The 19301-nt window shown below is 42.7% G+C and carries 20 protein-coding genes; 16 read left to right on the plus strand and 4 right to left on the minus strand.

The features are described from left to right. Positions 1-164 precede the first annotated feature (164 nt). The 3 genes from ACZOWY_RS09820 to ACZOWY_RS09830 form a co-directional block, all read right to left on the minus strand. Positions 165-365, minus strand: coding sequence for a hypothetical protein (locus tag ACZOWY_RS09820; protein ID WP_484396631.1), 201 nt, complete (start codon positions 363-365; stop codon positions 165-167). 35 nt (positions 366-400) lie between these two features. After that, entirely contained in the window at positions 401-589 is a 189-nt protein-coding gene (locus ACZOWY_RS09825; RefSeq protein ID WP_484396635.1) for a hypothetical protein, read from the minus strand. A gap of 249 nt (positions 590-838) precedes the next feature. Continuing rightward, positions 839-1396 (minus strand): helix-turn-helix domain-containing protein, encoded by a 558-nt coding sequence (locus tag ACZOWY_RS09830; protein ID WP_484396638.1) that lies wholly within the window; start codon positions 1394-1396, stop codon positions 839-841. A gap of 424 nt (positions 1397-1820) precedes the next feature. On the opposite strand from ACZOWY_RS09830, the gene ACZOWY_RS09835 reads away from it, so the two are divergent. The 13 genes from ACZOWY_RS09835 (at position 1821) to ACZOWY_RS09895 (ending at position 13871) form a co-directional block, all read left to right on the plus strand. Beyond that, positions 1821-2654: a hypothetical protein gene (locus ACZOWY_RS09835; RefSeq protein WP_484396642.1), complete on the plus strand. Its 834-nt coding sequence runs from the start codon at positions 1821-1823 to the stop codon at positions 2652-2654. Positions 2655-2964: 310 nt separating this feature from the next. Continuing rightward, positions 2965-3207, plus strand: a complete 243-nt coding sequence (locus ACZOWY_RS09840) for a hypothetical protein (protein ID WP_484396647.1) — start codon at positions 2965-2967, stop codon at positions 3205-3207. 284 nt (positions 3208-3491) lie between these two features. Continuing rightward, positions 3492-4085 carry a hypothetical protein gene (locus ACZOWY_RS09845; RefSeq protein ID WP_484396652.1) on the plus strand — a complete coding sequence of 198 codons (594 nt, stop codon included), beginning with the start codon at positions 3492-3494 and terminating at the stop codon, positions 4083-4085. A 201-nt stretch (positions 4086-4286) separates the two neighbouring features. Further along, positions 4287-4808 carry a lecithin retinol acyltransferase family protein gene (locus tag ACZOWY_RS09850; RefSeq protein WP_484396657.1) on the plus strand — a complete coding sequence of 174 codons (522 nt, stop codon included), beginning with the start codon at positions 4287-4289 and terminating at the stop codon, positions 4806-4808. Between the two features lie 17 nt (positions 4809-4825). Beyond that, on the plus strand, positions 4826-5524 hold the full coding sequence (locus tag ACZOWY_RS09855) for a DUF6557 family protein (RefSeq protein ID WP_484396663.1): 699 nt from the start codon (positions 4826-4828) through the stop codon (positions 5522-5524). A gap of 44 nt (positions 5525-5568) precedes the next feature. Further along, positions 5569-6156, plus strand: a complete 588-nt coding sequence (locus ACZOWY_RS09860) for a hypothetical protein (RefSeq protein ID WP_484396668.1) — start codon at positions 5569-5571, stop codon at positions 6154-6156. 141 nt (positions 6157-6297) lie between these two features. Then, positions 6298-8619, plus strand: a complete 2322-nt coding sequence (gene ftsZ, locus ACZOWY_RS09865) for a cell division protein FtsZ (protein ID WP_484396672.1) — start codon at positions 6298-6300, stop codon at positions 8617-8619. A 273-nt stretch (positions 8620-8892) separates the two neighbouring features. Next, entirely contained in the window at positions 8893-9375 is a 483-nt protein-coding gene (locus ACZOWY_RS09870) for a hypothetical protein (protein ID WP_484396676.1), read from the plus strand. Positions 9376-9405: 30 nt separating this feature from the next. Continuing rightward, the gene (locus ACZOWY_RS09875) at positions 9406-9729 is read left to right on the plus strand and encodes a hypothetical protein (protein ID WP_484396681.1); all 324 of its coding nucleotides are present in this window, start codon (positions 9406-9408) and stop codon (positions 9727-9729) included. 284 nt (positions 9730-10013) lie between these two features. Beyond that, positions 10014-10226, plus strand: a complete 213-nt coding sequence (locus ACZOWY_RS09880; protein WP_484396686.1) for a helix-turn-helix domain-containing protein — start codon at positions 10014-10016, stop codon at positions 10224-10226. A gap of 31 nt (positions 10227-10257) precedes the next feature. After that, a complete protein-coding gene (locus tag ACZOWY_RS09885; protein WP_484396690.1) occupies positions 10258-11151 on the plus strand; it encodes a TFIIB-type zinc finger domain-containing protein in 894 nt (297 codons plus the stop codon). Positions 11152-11334: 183 nt separating this feature from the next. Next, on the plus strand, positions 11335-11955 hold the full coding sequence (locus tag ACZOWY_RS09890; protein WP_484396694.1) for a hypothetical protein: 621 nt from the start codon (positions 11335-11337) through the stop codon (positions 11953-11955). 293 nt (positions 11956-12248) lie between these two features. Continuing rightward, positions 12249-13871: an NADase-type glycan-binding domain-containing protein gene (locus ACZOWY_RS09895; RefSeq protein WP_484396698.1), complete on the plus strand. Its 1623-nt coding sequence runs from the start codon at positions 12249-12251 to the stop codon at positions 13869-13871. Between the two features lie 166 nt (positions 13872-14037). Here the strand turns inward: ACZOWY_RS09895 and ACZOWY_RS09900 are convergent, their stop codons facing one another. Next, positions 14038-15036, minus strand: coding sequence for a transglycosylase domain-containing protein (locus tag ACZOWY_RS09900; protein ID WP_484396702.1), 999 nt, complete (start codon positions 15034-15036; stop codon positions 14038-14040). Between the two features lie 217 nt (positions 15037-15253). Between ACZOWY_RS09900 and argF the strand changes: the two genes are divergently transcribed. The 3 genes from argF to argH all read left to right on the plus strand — a co-directional run bounded on the left by argF (position 15254) and on the right by argH (position 19069). Next, the gene (argF, locus tag ACZOWY_RS09905; RefSeq protein WP_484396707.1) at positions 15254-16195 is read left to right on the plus strand and encodes an ornithine carbamoyltransferase; all 942 of its coding nucleotides are present in this window, start codon (positions 15254-15256) and stop codon (positions 16193-16195) included. 232 nt (positions 16196-16427) lie between these two features. Beyond that, positions 16428-17657 (plus strand): argininosuccinate synthase, encoded by a 1230-nt coding sequence (locus ACZOWY_RS09910; RefSeq protein WP_484396712.1) that lies wholly within the window; start codon positions 16428-16430, stop codon positions 17655-17657. Next, complete coding sequence (gene argH / locus ACZOWY_RS09915) at positions 17657-19069, plus strand: argininosuccinate lyase (protein WP_484396715.1); 1413 nt, start codon at positions 17657-17659, stop codon at positions 19067-19069. Before ACZOWY_RS09910 ends, argH begins: the two co-directional genes overlap by 1 nt. The last annotated feature ends 232 nt before the right edge of the window (positions 19070-19301 follow it).

The following is a 19301-nucleotide window of genomic DNA, read 5'->3' on the forward strand; positions in this document are numbered from 1 at the left end:
TGGTTTCTTTTCTCTTCTTGCCATAATAAAAGGCCTCCTATGATTTTATTTTATCATAGAAGACCTATTTTTGCTTTTTACAGACTTTTTTTCATAGTCTCAATAAAACCTAAGAAAATGCGTTCTGACAATGCTGATTGCCAGAACGCATTTTTTAATACGGTTTAATCGTCGTCCTCATTATTGCTACGTTCACTTCTCCACTCATTTATTTTTTCTCTATCAGATCTAAACTTATCACGAGCATCATTAAACTTTTCTCTTTGTTTATCATTCATTCTATTGCCGTATTCTTTTTCTAAGCGATTAAAAGTTCGTTCGCGATTATCGCACATGTCATTGAACAGTTTATCCAAAAAACTCACTATAATCCTCCTTTTAAAAGACTAATAAAAAATTGTCATTCATCTTTCAGTTTCTGTGCTTTATCACGATTTCGCTTTGCTCGGTCAAAAGCATCTCTTGCTTTAGCATAGTGTTCTCCACCTTGTCCATTTTTAGCGTATGCCCATTCTCTTTTCCCTTTCTTTTCATAAGTATCTGCCGTAGACTCAAAACGTTTAATAAGAGTTTCTTTTGATGCTGTCATTAAAACACCTCCTCAAAAAATGAACAACAAGATCATTGTTAACATTTCATCTTTATGGATACAAAAATTATATCATGTTAATTTTAGAAATACAATATTTCAGTCGTATCGTAAACGTCATATTTCAAAATCTACTAAAATACTAGGGAAGCCCATAGTTTAAAGCTTTATGTAAACCATTGTTCCTATTAATGTTGATCCCACAAAATGCCCAGATGTCAATTTTAATCTTGCACTGAAGATTTGCAATCAATTGGAATCTAAGGAAATAAGAATCATTCTCAACGCCTGAATATCTTTATCAAGTATTTTAATTTTCTTTTTTGCCTGGATAAGTTCACGTTTATACTCTATGGTATCAACCGGCTCGAGCTCAAGTTCTTCTAACTCAAGTTCAGCTTCCTCCTTCTGTATTTTTTTTAATTTAATCGTTTCTTCTACAGTTACTTTATTATCTGGTCGGGTTGCAATGACGTTTTCGTTGCCCCAATTAGGAACAATATTATTTCTTATTGCATAATTTTCTAATACTTCACGGCGGATATGGTAACTTCCACGACCACGTCCACCTGACACTTCATAAGGTATCAAACCTTCTTTCATTTTTTTGAGGATTGTGGGTTTGCTCATTCCCAAGACTTGCATCGCTTCTTCAGTGGTATACAAATCTTTTAAATTATTAGAGGATTCTTTAATATCAAGTCCGTTTATTATTGCAGCACCTGTTGTAGCCGCAGCACCTACTGCAATGCCGGCAGGTCCAAATAAAGCACCGATTGCGGCACCTAAAAACAATGGCAAAGACATGTAGCATCACTCCTTTCAAATTTATATAAGTTATCAAGATTAATTTCTAACCTAATGATACTATAAAAGATAAAAATAATCAATAGTAAAATAAAAAAATATTTTACAAAACTTGATTAAAAAACAATTTAAATTAAAATTAAAATAAAAATTTTATAAAATAAAGATTGACAAAAGATAAAACACTTGATATTATAATTACGCAAAACAGAACATTGAAAATTAAATACCGGTAACCCCAAACAGAAACCTGTCCAGTGAGAGAGCCCCTTACAATGTAAGGGCGCGACGACCTCACATGCGCGAGCGTGATGAAACTAACGAAACGGCAGGCGAAGACCGCAGCAGGAAGATGAGAGTGTGTTACTGTTGAAAACCAGTGCGATTATTAAAACATTGTTCATTTAAAAAAAGGAGAAAATGGATGAGTAATAATACTATGTCGGACAAAGGAAATGTTGGAAATATTGTAAAGAATGGTTATGAGTTAAAGGCTGGTATTGAGGCATTAAATCGTGCTGGTCGTAGTAAGAATCTGCACGGAAACGTACTTGAAGTGATGTTCAAAGATGGCTACAATGCGAATCCTGGAAATTTCTTAAATGGCAGAACCTGTCAACTCACGAAAAGCACAACGGCCCAGATGAAAGATGTTATTATGACGAAAGGAAATAAGGTTTGCGGGCATGCGCAATTAAAGGATACAGCACGGAGCATAAGCAAGACCGTGAAACAAATAAACAGCGGTCATTATGATAAAACGCGCGTGTATGGAACAACAGAAACAGCAGCAAAGATAGCAGGAAAGACAAAACAAGCGGTACATGATACCGGAATTTCAAGCACAACTACGAAACGGATTGCAAACAAGGCATTGGGCAAGATGCCGACTGTCGGAGCGGTGAGTACAGCAGCAAAAGCCGGTGGCGTTACAGGAGCAGCTGTTGGTGCAGGAATAGAGACGATCTGTTCAATCGGTGGCGTGATTACTGGGGAGAAAGATATTGTAGACGCAGCTTGCGACATTACATATGCGGGAGCAAAAGGCGGAGCAGCCGGATATGCGGGAGCTGCAGCGGGAGCAGTAGCGGCAGGAGCAGCAGGTACTGCTATCACGGCTTCAGGGATTGGCGCAGGTCTCGCGGCAGGCGGCGCGGCAGCTACTGCGGTAGCATTTGCCCCGGCAGTAATTGGATTTGGCGTTGCTTGTGCTGTAGGAAGTTTGGTGTGCGATTTGTTTGATTCAATTTTTGGCTGATAATCGTTAATGAATAAAGCATCTGTTTTATTGGAAAGAAGAACATGGCGATTCTTTATAAAGTTGCTTATATAGAGTTGTTGCGTTGAGAGTAGGCATATACACATGTTTCAATGTATAAAGAATTAGTACAAGCAACAGAAAATCAATTACATTAAAACCGCAGTCTACGAGATAATTGAAATCAAATCTTCATTGAAGTTTCAGTATGAACATGATACAATAAAAATGTATCAGTTTGTTGATACTGAAATGATGCAGGTTCATAAGTATTAAATAGCACGATTAATTGCTTGAAGAGGTTAAGTTTATGTTAACAGACGATATGTTAGGCAAAATATTCAACGAAGGTGCAGATGCTGGCTATCAAAAAACTAAAACAGAAATGGAATTAGATGAACGAACTGATATTAATGATGATGATAAATTAATGTTGTACTTAGGTGCAGCAAAGAGAGCTGGTGCACCAGGGAAAAGTTTCGAAGAAGAACTAAAAAAATTCATCAATGAATATGAAGAAAACGGAATGTCTTTTAATGGAATGAAGTGGTAGTTGGCTCCGGATGTTTGACGCTCACAAGTGCGGTCTGTATGATTGCAGGCTGCACTTCATTTTAATTTAATAAATTTGTAAATATTTTTGCCATGGACAATATGTGTCCATGGCTGTTTTTATAATACAAAGTGTAAGGATGGTCGTAAAGGTTAGCAAAGCGGTTATCCAACAAAGAAATATTATAAGAACGGGAGGGAAAAAGAAACATAAAGCACACACTATTACGTTATTCGTTATCTGTCTTAAATTAGTGAATGATAATTTCTTGGAGGTGTAGGAATATGTTACCGGTATTGATTGGCGCTGTAATCGGTGCGGTTGCTTACAGTTGTTTATCCGATGATAAGGAAACTGAAACTTATAGTAATGGCGAATATAAAGAGCCCGACTTTTTGAAAGACGAGACTGACAGGACAGAGATTGAGGAGCTGGCGGAGAGTTTAAAAGAACTGGTCCTGAACAAACGCAAAAGTCTTTTTGAAAAACGGGAAGAGGCGCTGGAACGGCGCGATGTGGAAGCGGCCCGGCGGATTGATGAAAAGCTGAAGCTGATGGAAGAAGACCTGTTAAAGATTGCGCAGATTGTGGACAGTGTTGCGGAAGAGCGCAGGGAAGTGCTGAAGAAACTCTTGAAAGAATTCTCGGTGCTTGTGGAGGATGTCACAAAAAAGTGCAAAGAAGAAAAGAAATCTTCGACCAAAGCCAAAGACGCGGATTCTGAGGAGGCTTCTTTGAAGAAAAAAGATATCGTGGATGTGGAGGCAGAAGTTACGGAAAAAGAGTTGAAGGATTTGAAAGAAGAAGGGCTGAAGACCGAAGAAACCTTAAAGAACATCCGCGAAAATATGAGGAGACTGTTGTTGGAAACAGACTGAGTACATTTTTCCGAAAGTTGTTTTACCAACAGTGATTAAGCAAAAGTTTCAAAGTTATACGGGAAATTCCCGTCATAAGCGTGAAATGCTCATAATTCCGGGAGTGACAGTTATTGTCACTCCCGTTTTCCAACACTGAAACTAAAGGTAAAGCGACGAAGCAATTGTTGAAAACAAAATTAAGGATAAAGGGATGGTGCAATGATCGGCGGGTTATTACTGGGAATCGGCATTGGGTTCATTGGATCGATGCTTGACGGGGAAGATGAGACGTGGGACAGGCCGCAGGTTCATAAGCGGCTGTATCCCGGAGACGTTATCTGTGTAAAACGCTGGGGAAATCTGTATCGGCATTATGGCGTATATGCGGGCCATGGGAAAGTGATCCATTATGCCGGCACGCATGGAGATTGGAGCGGGGAACGTTCTGTAAGGGAGGTTCCCCTGAAGGATTTTATGCGGGATGCTGAGCGGTATATGATCTGCGCATTTCCGGAGCATTGTGATGTCCCGGGTTATCATCTGTACAGTAAAAATGAAACGGTAAAACGGGCCAGTTCCCGGTTGGGGGAACATGAATATGATTTAATTTTCAATAACTGTGAACACTTTGCCGTCTGGTGCCGGACGAACGTGGCGGAAAGCAAACAGACGAAGCGGGTGGAAGATGCGATGCAGGGCGTGCTGGATTATCTGGATGAATTAAATGCGAAGTTGGAATAAGAGGGAAAGAGCTAACTATGAAAACCGTACAGGAATGTTTACAGGAACTGGATATCGAAGAATTAACGGATTCTTATCTTGCAATTCCCTGCATCCGCAGGGAATTGACGGAACTGATGAGAAAAGAAAGAACGATGATCTGCAAAAAAGCATGGGACGTATTTCGGAACAGAATCCGGGAGTATATTGGTTATATGCGCACAACACCTGTTGAAACATCTGAAGATCCGGCAATCCTGTATGTGTATGAAGTGTTGGAAGGAGATATCCGTAACAAATACTGGCACGGGCTGGTTTATCTTTCAGAACTGAAGGAAAAAGGCGTGGAAGCAGAGGATTATTCCTATACGCTTTGTTCATTTAAACAGATTGCCGGTTTTATGGTGGCTGATACAAAACTCACGCAGGATAATCTTCTGACCCTGATGACGGACGTTTTATATGAAGCCACGTTCAGCGGTTATACAGAAGAAGATAAGGAAAAAGAAATCCGGGAATTCGAAGAAGCCTGCAATGAAGTGGAGGCAGATGGAGAAGGCGCAGACGAAGAGGATGATGAATTCTGCAAAACTGTTTCGCTAAAACCAGAGCCGGAAACGCGGTCTGAAGAGGAAATCAGATTAGCGGATGCGTACAGAAAGGCCAGAGAGGAGTACAGTGATTTTCTGCGCAAAAAAGCATTGCGTGACGTGATAGATTCCCTGGGTCTGAAATAAAATGAATCAATTGCTGCCGGAACGGTTTGCTATGGGGGACATATATGAATCTTTTAAACTGGATAGCTGCATTTGGTATATTGATCGCAGGAGCCGTGCTATCAGTCTGGACGGATCTGCTGGCTCGCAGTAAAAATTACCGGGTGGCGATTGGCGGCAATCTCCTGAAGGCGATATTTGTTCTGGTTTTGGTAACAGGCGTATATTTTTCGGACCTGCTCCGTAAAGGGCGTTGGTCCGGAAATCCAGTGCTGGACATGCTGAACGTTATGGTGGTTCTTTTGGCTGCTTTGTTTTTGGTTATGTATTTTTGCAGCAAGCTGGAAAGGTGCCGGATCATATTAGATACACGTAACTGTTCCGTGAAAGAAAAACGGCTTTATTTATATCGCAGGCTGCAGGAGATGAATGCCGGGTTCCGGGTTGTATATGTGGTTGGAAAAAATATGCTGTTGTGGTTGCTATACGTAACTTTGATAGCGGGTTTGCTGGCTCACGCAGTGGTGTCTGATGATGCAAGTATCATTCTTACGGGGTTGTATTTGTTAATGTTTACGGGGCAGGTACTCAAGAAATTTGAAGAAGTAAAACGGAAACGGAAATTGCTGCGCCGGTTTGAAAACGGTTTGTAAGTATTTCTGGTTGCATCTTGTTTTTAGTTTTATAAATTTAGTAATATTTCCGCCATGGACAATAAATGTCCATGGCTGTTCTTATAATACAAGGTGTAAGGGTTGCACACAGATTCAGAAGCGTTGCAAAGGGGGATTATCATGTACAAAGAAACCGAAAAGAAAAAAACTGAAGAAAATATAAACTGTGTGGTTAAAATGAAAAATGAAAAAATGCCTGGCCGGGAAGAATATGCTTTTCCGCTGTTGGTTTTGTTAAATCCGGAAAAGAAGGGTGATTGGAAATACATCGACGAAACAACAAAGACACAATGTTCTGTCCTTGAGAGAACGCTGGCGGATTTCGGTGTCAGCGCCAGAGTTACAGGTGTGACAAACGGACCTTCTGTAACCCGTTTAGAATTGGAACCGGCGCCCGGTGTTAAGGTCGGTTCTGTTGTAAATCTGGCTGACGATATTGCGTTACGTTTGGCGGTTCCCTGTGTCCGGATGGAAGTACCGGTGCAGGGTAAAGCGCTCATCGGCGTCGAAGTACCTAATATGAAAGAAGAGCGGGTATGCTTCCGGACAATCGTAAACTGCAAAGAGGTCTGTAACAATCCTTCCGGGTTATACAATCCTTCCGGGTTATGCGTAGGACTGGGCGTCGACTTGGCGGGTAACGTCATTACGATGGATTTAACAGGGATGTCTCACCTGCTGGCAGCGGGAATGTATGCGCCCGATATAACAGGATTCATTGATACACTATTGGCAGGAGTGTTTTACAAAGCGCGTCCGGAGGAAGTCAAAGTAATTCTCATAGATAATAAGGCCGGACGTTTCATAAAATATAACGGCGTTCCGCATCTGTTAGGATCGGTTATAACCGATACAAAGGAAGCAGTGTCTGCATTACAATGGGCTGTAAAAGAAATGAAAACCCGCTGTCATACCTTTGCGGATTTCGGTGTCAGCGATATCAGGGCCTACAATGCCATCGTTGCGGAAAAGATGCCGTATATCATGATTGTCGTCAGCGAACTTTACTGTCTGATGGCGAAAGCGCTGACCGATACAGAGGATATGATTTACACTCTGTCCCAGATGGCTCCCGCCTGCGGGATCCACATGGTGTTGGCAACACAGACGGCGGGTACTGTAACAGAAGTTGTGAAGATGAGCATACCCTCCCGTATCGCATTTGCGCTTTCCTCACTGAAAGAATCCCGGACTGTTTTGTATAAAGGCGGGGCGGAAAAACTGCTGGGCAAAGGGGATATGCTGTTTTATCCGGCAGGCGCGACGAATCCGTTGCGTGTACAGGGCGCTTTTATCAGCGAAGAGGAACTGAACCGGGTGACAGATTATATAAAACGAAAGGCGGTTCCAATTACAGACAATTCTGAAGCTACAAATGCGGCGCTCACCTGCGGTGACCTGAAAGAAGAGATGATAGCCGCGCCAGAAGCGGGAACGGTACAGGAGGAATGTAATCAGGACGAACTGATGGAATTGTTGGACGGGGAAGAAGATGTGTGCGGTAGTCGTCCGGATGCTCCACCCGCAAAAATTATAGTAGTGGGTGTAGGCTGCGGGGGAATCTGTTGTATCAACAGCATGGTTTCCTGCGGCGTACAGGGGGTAGAGTTCCTTGCTGTGGATTGCGATGCACAGGTATTACGTTCTTCTATGGTTCAGAACCGAATACAGATTGGCAGACAACTGACAGAGGGGCTTGGCGCAGGTTCTCTCCCCGCAGTCGGCTGGACTGCTGCGGAAAAATCCAGAGACTTACTGTTGAATCGGTTAAAGGGTGCGGACATAGTCTTTGTAGTGGCCGGTATGGGCGGTGGAACAGGGAGCGGAGCCGCTCCTGTTGTCGCGGAATGCGCACGGGAAGCGGGAGCGCTGACGGTCGGTTTCGTTGCCAGGCCGTTTCATTTTGAAGGCAGGCACCGAATGAATCAGGCGGATTGTGCCATTGAAAAGATGAAGACTCATGTTGATGCGCTGATAACGATTCCTAATGACCGCCTTTTGCAGACGGCAGAAACAGTGGAAGAAGCTCCGGCTCTGTTCCACAGTGCGTTTGCGGATGCGTTGCGGCTGGGTATTCAGGGAATCACTGACATAATTGCAGTACCGGGACTGATCAATGCGGATGTTGACGATGTTAAAATGCTGCTTGCCGGTACAGGAACGGTCTCAATGGGAATCGGGACTGCCAGGGGAGATGACGCTGCGGCAGAAGCAGCAAAAACGGCTGTAAGGAATGCTTCAGTAAAAGGCGTCGGCAGTGTACTGTTCAATATTACAGGCGGAAACAATTTATCCCTGTATGATGCGGCCGGGGCTTCTGATATTGTTATAGAAGACGTGGACCCTGATGTGTCTGTGGCTTTTGGTGTGATCATAGATGAGAAGATGGAGGAGGACGAAGTGCGTGTAAGCTGTTATTTCATACCGGGCGCATCCTGTTGAAGAAGAAATATAAGAAAATACAAATAGTTTTAAAAAAATCTTTATATTTTTAATTAAATTTCCCGCTTGGCCAATATCTGGCCAAGTGGGATTTTATAATGGGAATACAATTTAATAATTTGATGAATAAACAGAACCTTGAAAACTGAATAAGACGCGGTCCCTGACCAGGCGGAACAGAAAGACCGGAACGCTCTGTGCCACAGGTATTTCTTTTTGTAGAAATATAGACGACTTCAGTTTCAGGCGGAGTTTTGTAAAGGGGGTATGTCTATGAACAATCGCAGTCGCATGATGCAGAAAGCAAAAGAACAGGTAGAAAAAAAGAATCGCTGGTGGGAAAAGCTAATGGAAACTATTAATATGGCAAGAAGGGATAACCGCAAACCCCACGAGAAAGTAATCGATACCACATTTGACAGAGCGCCGGAATTCTACGACGGATTCAAAAGTCTGACTACAGACGACCCGCAGGCAGAGTGCAAAAAAGGGCTGGAACACCTTCATCGCGGAAAAGGTTATGTTTGGGAGGAATATATGAAAGCCCATGTGTGTTTTTTGAAAGCGGCAAGGGCAGGTTTTTCGGAAGGTTACTACCGGTTAGGAAACATGTATATGTATGGGCGCTGTTATTCAACAGATTATAACATGGCGGAGTGCATGTTCCGTGAAGCGGCGAAAGGCGAATTTGCGGAACAGGCGGCAGATGCACTGAAAATACTTGCAAGGTACAGGGCAAAAGAAAAGCCGGAATAAATTTTTAGAAACCAGGGAGGAGGAACGCAGATGAATAAGCTGATGCAGCTGGCCAACGCAATGGTTTGCTGGTCTGAATTGGGGAAGCTTGACAAGAAAGAAAAAGGATTTCGCAGGATTGGCGATGTCTTTGATTCCTGGATCGGACGTTTAACGTTCTCGCTGATTCTGGCATTCGGCATTTTTAAGGGTTGGGTGCACATCCCGGGCTATCTCGGTGACGGGTACAGCTACGACAATTTTGACCGCAAATCATGTGATGACCCGGAGTACAATTATCTGAAGGGTTGTTATATGGATGAGCAAGGTATGCCGAATTCCGTGCCAGCTGTTAGAAGGGTGCATAATGTATGAGTTATTTCGTGAATTGATAATGCTTTTTAATAACTTTATAAGAGTTTTTGAGATGGACATTATCCGGCCATCTCATTTTTTATGCTGAAAATGAAATAACTGCTTAATTGCAGGAAATATGGCTGGCAGCTTTAGGAATTTTATCTGAGGGCTAATTATTAAACAATAAGTATATATATAGCTTTATAGTTTGTGGATATTTTTCAGAATTCTGTCATAATTTAAGTGTGGAAGGAATTCCCTGAAAGGAGGCTGGATAGTGATTGTTTGCGACGCAATATAAGATGATTGGTGCACGAATCGTTTACTATCGGAAGATACGGGGAATGACTCAGGAGTATCTTGCTGAAATTGTAGGAATCTCGCCTCAATATTTATCCAAAATAGAAAATGGAAATTATAGTAAAAGCGTATCCTTTTCAGTATTGATGCGGATAGCTGAAAAATTGAATGTAAAAATTGAAAAACTGGTTCATGACATTGATTCAGGAGAATGAGTTCAAATTGTTAAGCTAATGGAGGCAAATTATGTTAAAAAAACTATTATGTTCTTCATGCGGTAGCAATGAATTTGAAAACAAAGACGGAATTACCATATGCAAGTATTGCGGCACACAATACATTTCAGAACTGACAGAAGAGCAAATGAGGATTCAGGAGGAAATAAAACGGATTATTAAAAGTGCAGACTTGTCATTAATGGTTCAGGACTGGAACCGGGCAGAATCGATTTATGATAAAATTCTGGATTTGGACCCCTCTAACATTGAAATGATTTTCTTTATGGCATATTGCAGGATGAGAGAATCAATGCAGGTATCTAATTCCCCACTTGACAGACAGAATATAGCGAACGTTTTGATGAACTCTTTTGATATGGTAAAAAAGAATTTCAATTACTCTTCTGACGATTCTGTCGTCTCTATTGAAAAATTTGGCAAGTATGTCAATGATTTGTTTAACGCTTCTTATGTTTACAATGTCAAGACCGATCAGTATGGATTTGAAAAGGAAAACAATTCAGACGAAACACAAATTATTATTGTCCAGATTGTTATGAAATTTATCCTCATGATTGAAGATATAATTCACAAGTATTCGCCCAACAATCAAAATATTCAATATATTCAAAGACTGAATGATGTGTCTGCAGGATTATTAAACGGGGCAGATATGGAAGAAATAATACCGCTTAATAACGATGATTTGGTGAACAGAGCCAAAATGTTACAACAGCACATTGGATCCAGAAAACAGCTTTTTGAATCTGACGGTAATCTTGTTACAAAGTTTAAAGAATTTGAGGGTTCAAAAGAAAAAGTAAATTTGGATGCCCAAGAGTTTAATATTACAAATTCAAATATTACCTGGTATGAAATTGTTATTGCTATAGTTGTAATTTATTGGATGTTCTTCAGTTAACGCATTTTTATAAAAGTCTGCTTTTAAATAGTTATAGCTTTAAAAGTTCATAATGGAAATGTAGGTCACATGCCTGTTGCATTGCACAAGTGGGATTGGAGAAACAGTAAACGGAGAACTTAATTAAGACTGAACGCAGAAAAAAAGAAAAGGAGGGCCGAGCAACTGCTCGACAGAAAATCTATGAAAAAAACATTTAGTATTCTTCTTGTTATGCTGACAATTTTAACGGCGTTGGTTTCAGGTTGTGGCAAGCCTAAGCCATTGACATTTGCTAATTATAAAAGCAACTGGAACAGCATGGTGAAACAGAATATAGAGAAAAATAGGACAAATTTGCCAGAATCAGCTTTAAAGCTGCCTGATGCAAAACCGAATAAGGATTATACCGGCAAACTGGTTTATAATATACCTATTGTCAATGTCACACAAACAAAGAACATGCTGGTTGTTGGAGTTGATGAATCAGACCGAATTACATCCCTTGCGCTTCACGCAATGATTTCTGGCAAGAACGAAGCAGATGCAAAGGATGATTTTAGCCAGGTAGTAGATCTTACTAGCATTGCAATCGCTTCAATGAAAGCCCCTGATACGGATAAAGCGCTAAAAACCCTGTTGGGCAGCTCAAATTACGTACAGTTAAAGTATTTACTGGGCAGAAAACGCACATATACAGATGAAAACGGAAATGAATACTCAATTAACGCAACCGAAGGGGATTCCCAATATAACGGCTATGAGTACGTTCAGACTGCCTGCAGGATTACGTTAGTAATCAAGCCCAAACTTGAATCAAAATAGACTATAGTGAAAAACTATAGTATTATAACACCGGTTTAATGAAAAACTAACAACCCTTCTGCCTATATCGGCAGAAGGGTCGATCTGTGATTGAAGCGAAATTGGTAAATATCTTCAGTGGGTGTACCTAAAAGGAAATATTTTAAGGTTGCATAATATACTAAATACTACGTGTTGACAATCGCCTGTATAGTGAAATAGTTTAGGTAACGACGCTTTTCAGGAATGAAGCCAATACTAGTTTATTCGAACATTCCTAATATTATTGATTCAAATCAGAAAGGAGACCTGCGATGCAAAAAATAATATTTTTGCTAATGGCTGTTCTGATGGTATTATTATCTGGTTGTAGCAGTGAAGAAAGTAAAGCTGCACAGGAATTCAAGAACACTGCTAAAGAAAACTTTAAATTACTCCAATCAGATAAATCAAATATTGAAATTGCAAGAACGCTTGCTCAAAATGCATATAATGTAACTTGCAAAACTTACAAGGTTCAGGAACCGCTTGAGTCTGAAGAAGAGAAACTGATGGCAGAAGTTAATCTGGCAAAAGCTAAAGCTGTTTTAGGCTATATAGACAGGGGAAATCAAAATTTCTTTAGTCTAGGGGATAAAAATAGTGCAGATAAAGTAAAAAAAGATATGGAACCTGCTCTAAAAAAAATTAATGAATGGAAGGAAAAACATAAAGAATATATCCAGGCTGTAACAGAATACAACAACTCGATAAGTAAGGTTGTAGACCTATCATACAGTCGAAGGAATGAAGACTACTTTATTAATCCAAATATAAAAGGTGAAGCGATTCAATTAGCAAAAAGCAATAATTATAAGAATTTGAACTTCTCAGATTTGAATATGGAGAGATTTTTGGTACCGAACGAAAAAAGGTTGGAAGAAAAGCGAATGGCTAGAGAAATGCGTGAAGCTGAAGAAGCCAGAAAAGCTGAAGAAAGAAAACGGACTGAATCTGTATTGATGGGTGAAATTAAAGATAAACGTGCTGAATTGGTCACCACACCAGATGCAAATTATAAAGTTATACGCCCGTTAAATGTTGGGGAAAAGTTTATAGTCATGGACGATGATTCCGGGGGACCTAATATAAAGATTAAAATGTTGAATACTGGAGAAGAAGGTTGGATTTGGCACACATATGCGAAATATGACTACGTCAAAAAAGATGCTGTTCCACAAGCAGTACAAAATACCAACAGATCACTCTCTTCAAGTTCCAACGTATATTATGGTATTATAAATGGCAATGAAGTGAATGTTCGAAAAGGTCCAGGCAAAGAATATCAAAGCTTAGGAGTCTTCTTTAAAGGCGACAAAGTTCGGATAGTAGGTGAACAAGGTAATAATATTGGCGAAAATTGGTATCAGATTGAATACGATAATCCTTCGGCAGGCTTGATAAAAGGATGGGTTCGAAAAGATTATATTAACGTTAGTAAAACTGGCGAGACTGCTGCAGCCAATCAACCCATCAAAATTAAGCGAATTACCGGATCATCTCATTTAGTTATGAAAGAAATTAATAAAGCTTATCCTGCATCGCAAATAGCTGATGGAGTGATAGAAACTTGCTGGTCAGAGGGAATTCCCGGTTATGGGGTGAATGAAAAACTAAACTACGAACTTGATGATGTTTACGAAGTAAGAGGCTTCAATATCTGGACTGGATATCAAAAATCTGAGGACTTATTTTATAAAAATGGCCGGCCTATTGCGTTAATGGTTCGTAGCGAGGATGGTTACAGTAATTTACATAAGTTTAACGATTCTATGGGAATGCAACAAATTACTTTTACAAGGCCGATAAAAGCAAGATATCTATCTTTTACTATTATGGAAGTTGCGCCAGGTAAAACGTCTGAGGATGCATGTATTTCAGAACTGTCTTTGTTTTAATTGGTTGTATTGATATTTTAAATTATATTTAAATTCTTTGACACTTTTCCCACTTAGCTAATATCTGGCTAAGTGGGACTTTATAATTGGTATTACAGTTTAAGAATGCAAAGCAGTTATTTTAATTGCATATATGGAAGCAGGCAGGGGTTCTTTTTAATTATTTTTATTCCAGTAACAGTGTCCTGCCGTTTTTGAGGGTTACGCCTTTATCCAGCGCTTCCTGCAGTTCAGTGTTGCCGATGTATCCGTATTTCAGCATTTCTTTCAGGACGAGCCGCACCCGTTTGGCACAGCCGCTTGGATTCTCATAAGGGTTCAGGGCGCTGGGGGCGTAGGGCAGGGCTGCCAGCATGGCGCTTTCGGGAAGCGTCAGTTGCACTGTATCTTTTCCAAAATATTTTTGGGCAGCATCCCGGATTCCGTAAGCGCCGGCACCGAAGTAGGTTGAGTTAAAATACATTTCCAGTATTTCATCTTTGGAATATTTGCGCTCAACCCAGGTGGCCAGGATTGCTTCTTCCGCTTTCCGGGTCATCGTCTGTTCACTGCTTAAAAAAACATTTTTCACCATCTGCTGGGTCAGAGTGCTGCCGCCCTGCTGCACTTCGCCCGCTTTCAGATTGGCGAAAGCCGCCCGCGCGATGCCGGTAATGTCCAAAGCGCCGTGCTTGTAAAAGTCATGATCTTCAATGGCAAGCAGGGCTTTGCGGGTGTGATCCGGTATCTTTTGCAGACTCAGCCACCCCGGATCGGAACGCAGTGAGTTAACGGTTTCTTCCACGTGCCAGACAGTGGAGACTTTCACTAAAGCGGAATCACCGCCCTGTTTCACCTGTTTCCCTAATTTGTCTGCACCCTTGACAGCAGAATCTGCCAGCTTTCCTGCCTTATCGGGCAATGCAGTGCCTTCCAGCGTTTTCCCGGCATTTTTGGCTGCGTCACCGGCTTTATCGGTTACCGCTTTCGCATGTTCCCCGGTCAGGTCAATGATATTTTTTATTTTAGGATTCTGCTTAAAATCCGCCGCAGCCTGGCTTAAAGGCTTTGGTATTTCAGGCTGTGGGCCCAGCATACTCCAGCCGATAAAGAGCAGGACAAAGAGTACGGTCAGTCCCAGAATCTGCGGAATCCGACTATTTTTCTGTTTCTTCTTTTTACGCATATTAGCTCCGTGAAAAGGTTAATGTGTTTACTTGTAATTATTATTGTTAGTCTGTTAACACCATTGTATCAAGCCACAACGCATTTGGCAAAACAACTTTGTGAAATTTTTACTATAAAAATACAACAAAATATGATAAAATATAATACCATATCAGGCAAGCACTGCTTAATATGAGTTGACCGGTTTTTACAAAATAAATGTGAGAGGGGTTATTATGGGCTTACAGCATAAGGATCTGTTGTGCATTCATGACTTATCGACAGAAGAAGTTTTAAAAATTCTGGACGTAGCAAAAAAACTGAAAAAAATGCAGAAGAACGGGGTTCCCCATGAATTCTGTAAAGGAAAGACACTGGCCATGATGTTTTCCAAGGCATCTACCCGTACCCGTGTTTCTTTTGAAACCGGCTTCCATCAGCTGGGCGGTCATGCGATTTATCTGAATGACCGGGATTCCCAGATCGGCCGGGGCGAACCGATCCGTGATACAGCCCGGGTCTTATCCCGCATGGTGGACGGCATCATGATCCGCACCTTTTCCCACGACTCCGTCATTGAACTGGCGCAGTATGCGTCCATCCCGGTCATCAACGGACTGACAGATCTGCTGCATCCCTGCCAGGCGCTTACAGATCTGCTGACCATTGAGGAGCATCTGGGCGGGTTGAAAGGCCGCAAGCTTGTATATGTAGGGGATGGCAACAACATGGCCCATTCCCTGATGTATGCCTGCGCCAAAGTCGGTATGGATATGGTTTGCGCCAGCCCGAAAGGCTACCAGCCGGATCCCGCAGTGCTGAAGCAGGCGCAGGAAGATGCGGCGCAAACGGGCTGCACTGTTTCTGTGGAAGAAGATATCTTTAAAGCAGTGAAAGGCGCCGATGTATTGTATACGGATGTCTGGACCAGTATGGGACAGGAAGCGGAACGGGAGATCCGCCTGAAAGACCTGCATGATTACCAGATTAACAGCGAACTGCTGAAAGCAGCGAATAAAGGCGCAATTGTATTGCACTGTCTGCCGGCCCACCGGGGCGAGGAAATCACGGAAGAAGTGCTGGAAGGGCCGCAGTCCTTTGTATGGGATCAGGCCGAAAACCGCCTGCATACCCAGAAGGCGATTATGGTGCTGCTGATGAGCGACGCGGAGTTGTGATATTTAGTAGTGAGATAAGTTCACACCGGTTTTTGCGGTATCGAAAAAGTCCGCTGTATACAGTGTACTGCATGAAATATTTTATATTTATTCAAAAATAATGGAAAATATTGCATAAAAACACTTGCAATATTTTAATAACGTGCTACAATAAGCATGTTAAAACTTTTACCTTGCATAAAATGCAAACGGGTACAGGAATATCAAATTACGACAAGGGAGGCCTATTGAAATGGCAAAAGTAAAAAAGGAAAACATTAAAAAAGTTGTATTAGCATACAGCGGCGGTCTGGATACCTCCGTTATCATCCCCTGGTTAAAAGAAAATTATAATAACTGCGAAATCATCGCGGTCTGCGCGGACCTGGGCCAGGGCGACGAACTGGATCCGGTTCATGACAAGGCCATCAACTCCGGTGCCAGCAAATGCTATATCCTGGATCTGAAAGAAGATTTCATCGCCAACTATGTATGGCCCTGTGTGAAAGCCGGTGCTGTATATGAAAAGAAATATCTGCTGGGTACTTCCTTTGCCCGTCCGCTGATTGCCAAACATCTGGTGGATATCGCCCATAAGGAAGGGGCTGACGCTGTAGCGCATGGCGCAACCGGCAAGGGCAACGACCAGGTTCGTTTTGAACTGACCGTCAAATCCCTGGATCCGGATCTGGCGATCATTGCTCCCTGGCGTGAATGGGAACTCCGGTCCCGCGATCAGGAGATCGATTATGCAGCAGCCCATAACATTCCGATTCCCGTATCCCATGAAGACGATTACTCCATGGACCGCAACATGTGGCATCTGTCCCATGAAGGTTCCGATCTGGAAGATCCCTGGAATGCGCCCCAGGCAAAAATGTTCCGGGTAACCTGCACACCGGAAACGGCGCCGGACAAACCGGAAATGATCGAGCTGGAATTTGAAGAAGGCGTTCCGGTAGCGGTAAACGGGAAAAAGATGAGCCCGGCTACCATCGTTGAGACCCTGAATGCCATCGGTATCCGCAACGGCGTAGGCATCAGCGATATCGTGGAAAACCGTCTGGTCGGCATGAAGAGCCGCGGTGTGTATGAAACTCCGGCGGGCGCCATCATCTACTATGCCCATAATGAACTGGAAAACCTGTGCCTGGACCGGGATACCTATCATTACAAAGAAGGCCTGGCCATCAAATACGCGGAACTGGTGTATGACGGAAAATGGTTCTGCGCGCTGCGGGAAGCACTGGAAGCTTTCGTTAACGAAACCCAGAAGACCGTTACCGGTACAGTCCGCCTGAAACTGTATAAAGGCAACATCATCAGCGCCGGCGCCAAATCCCCGTATTCCCTGTACAGCAAGGAATATGTGACATTCGGTGAAGACGAAGTATACGATCAGAGCGACGCAACCGGATTCATCAATCTGTTCGGCCTGCCGTTAGCCGTACGGGCCATGATGAAGAAAGGTACCTTAAAATAATGGCCAAATTGTGGGGCGGTCGGTTCAGTAAGAATACGAACGAATTAGTGGACGCATTCAATGCGTCCATTAATTATGATAAGCGTTTGTATCAGGAGGATATCCGGGGCAGTATTGCCCACGCCAACATGCTGGTAAAATGCGGCATCATTCCGGAGGCAGACGGAAAGAAGATCGTGGCAGGCCTGCAGGATATTCTGAGCGACATAGAAGCCGGCAACTTTGAATTCAGCGTAGCGCTGGAAGATATCCATATGAACGTGGAAGCGCGACTGACGGAACGGATCGGGGATGCGGGGGCAAGACTGCATACGGCCCGGAGCCGTAACGATCAGGTGGCGCTGGATATGCATATGTATATGAAGCGGCAGATCGTGGAAATTGCAGAACTGCTGCTGGAGTTTGAAAAAGTGATCCTGGCCATGGCGAAAAAACATGACAAAACGCTGATGCCAGGTTACACCCATCTGCAGCGGGCCCAGCCTATTACCTTTGCCCATCACCTGCTGGCCTATTTTAATATGTTGCAGCGTGACTTCCGCCGCCTGCTGGATGTGTGGGAAGATGCGGACATTATGCCGTTGGGCGCGGGCGCCATTGCCGGAACTACGTTCCCCATCGACCGCTTTTATGTGGCGGAACAGCTGAATTTTGCAAACGTATATGCCAACAGCATGGACGCGGTCAGCGACCGGGACTATGTGCTGGATTTCCTTTCCTTTGCATCTGTACTGATGATGCATATGAGCCGCCTGTCCGAGGAACTGTGCCTGTGGAGCAGTACGGAGTTTGGTTTTGTGGAACTGGATGATGCCTTTGCCACCGGTTCTTCCATGATGCCCCAGAAGAAAAATCCGGATATCTCGGAACTGGTGCGGGGCAAGACCGGCCGCGTCTACGGTGAACTGATGGCCATGCTGACTACCTTGAAAGGCCTGCCGCTGACGTACAATAAAGATCTTCAGGAAGACAAGGAAGGCTTATTCGACGCCATCGATACCGTGAAGTTCACGCTTCAGGTCTACAAGGACATGATCGCAACCATGACGGTGAAAACAGATCGGATGAAATGGGCGGTTGCACACGATTTCTCCAATGCTACCGACCTTGCGGATTATCTGGTCCGGAAAGGTTTGCCGTTCCGCAAGGCTCATGCGGTAGTAGGACAGTGCGTAGCGTATGCCATTAAAGAGAATAAGTTCCTGCTGGATATGACTTTGGACGAATACAAAACGTTCAGTGAGCTGTTTGAACCTGACCTGATGCAGGCCCTGGATCCGGAACATTGCGTCAATGCCCGTGTCTCGTACGGGGGACCCAGTTATGTAGAAAATGACAAGCAGCTGGAAAAAGGCGAGGCCATCCTGAAAGCGCAGGAAGATAAACTGAAAACCTTGCAAAAGAAAATTTGATGATTCATAATAGAACTCTTTTGACAGGATGTTTCCTTGTGAAATGTAAGGAAGAATTTCTGCAAAAGAGTTCTTGGTTTTTATAGCAGATTTGGGAAAAGTTTGTTATAATAAAAAATAAGGCAAAATTTGTGTTTGGTTGCTTGTTTTAGATGATCCGAAGGATACCGGCTTCTGATTCAGAAACAGTAAATGATGTATTCCGCCGGTCAATCTTTTCAGTTTAGAAAGT

The organism is Succiniclasticum sp. (genome assembly GCF_056977735.1).